The organism is Streptomyces sp. NPDC057654, assembly GCF_042800135.1.
In the GTDB taxonomy this organism is placed as follows: domain Bacteria; phylum Actinomycetota; class Actinomycetes; order Streptomycetales; family Streptomycetaceae; genus Streptomyces.
The window spans coordinates 1-1,294 of the sequence record NZ_JBHVHQ010001405.1; the positions used below are offsets into that span (position 1 = coordinate 1).

The 1,294-nt window shown below is 67.9% G+C and carries 1 protein-coding gene; it reads left to right on the forward strand.

What is annotated here, in order from left to right:
* Positions 1 to 135: 135 nt before the first annotated feature.
* Positions 136 to 1,158: a class II fructose-bisphosphate aldolase gene (gene fbaA, locus ACFU99_RS43955; RefSeq protein WP_384404436.1), complete on the forward strand. Its 1,023-nt coding sequence runs from the start codon at positions 136 to 138 to the stop codon at positions 1,156 to 1,158.
* Positions 1,159 to 1,294: the final 136 nt, after the last annotated feature.

The following is a 1,294-nucleotide window of genomic DNA, read 5'->3' on the forward strand; positions in this document are numbered from 1 at the left end:
CCCGGAGTGTCCGCCGTGTGGAGCAATCGGCCGAGTCTGGAAAGATGGGCCCCGACGATGACGTCGCCCCCTGGTTTTTCAGCACCGCCTAGGTCGGGGCCACAAACCCACCCGCACATCACAAGGAGCGGACAGATGCCCATCGCAACCCCCGAGGTCTACAACGAGATGCTCGACCGGGCGAAGGCAGGCAAGTTCGCCTACCCGGCCATCAACGTGACCTCGACGCAGACTCTGCACGCCGCGCTGCGCGGCTTCGCCGAGGCGGAGAGCGACGGCATCATCCAGATCTCCACGGGTGGCGCGGAGTTCCTCGGCGGCCAGTACAACAAGGACATGGTCTCGGGTGCGGTCGCGCTCGCCGAGTTCGCGCACGTCGTCGCCAAGAAGTACCCGGTCAACATCGCCCTGCACACGGACCACTGCCCGAAGGACAAGCTCGACGGCTACGTCCGTCCGCTGCTGGCCGTCTCCCAGGAGCGTGTGTCCGCCGGTCAGAACCCGCTGTTCCAGTCGCACATGTGGGATGGCTCCGCCGAGAACCTCGACGACAACCTCGCCATCGGCCAGGAGCTGCTCGCCGCGGCCGTCAAGGCGAAGATCATCCTTGAGGTCGAGATCACCCCGACCGGCGGCGAGGAGGACGGCGTCTCGCACGAGATCAACGACTCGCTCTACACCACCGTCTCCGACGTCGAGCGGACCGCCGAGGCCCTCGGCCTGGGCGAGAAGGGCCGCTACCTGCTGGCCGCGTCCTTCGGCAACGTGCACGGCGTCTACAAGCCGGGCAACGTCGTGCTCCGCCCCGAGCTGCTCCGCGACCTCCAGGACGGCATCGCCGCGAAGTACGGCAAGGCCGACCCGTTCGACTTCGTCTTCCACGGCGGCTCGGGCTCCTCCGAGGAGGAGATCCGGACCGCGCTGGAGAACGGCGTCGTGAAGATGAACCTCGACACGGACACGCAGTACGCCTTCACCCGTCCGGTCGCGGACCACATGTTCCGCAACTACGACGGCGTCCTGAAGGTCGACGGCGAGGTCGGCAACAAGAAGACCTACGACCCGCGCACCTGGGGCAAGGCGGCCGAGGCCGGCATGGCCGCGCGCGTCACCGAGGCCTGCTCCCACCTGCGCTCGACCGGCACCAAGCTGAAGTAGCGCGCTCGCGTACGTCCGTACGGTCCGTACGCACACCTCGCGGCCCAAGGGCCCGGTTCCCGGCTGATCCCGGAAACCGGGCCCTTTCGCTGGCCGGGTCCGGCCGGCGCGAGGATGATCCGGTTATGAGCGATGC

Excerpts from the sequence above, each read along its gene's own strand:
- fbaA (WP_384404436.1), top strand. The coding sequence starts at position 136 with ATGCCCATCGCAACCCCCGAGGTCTACAACGAGATGCTCGACCGGGCG.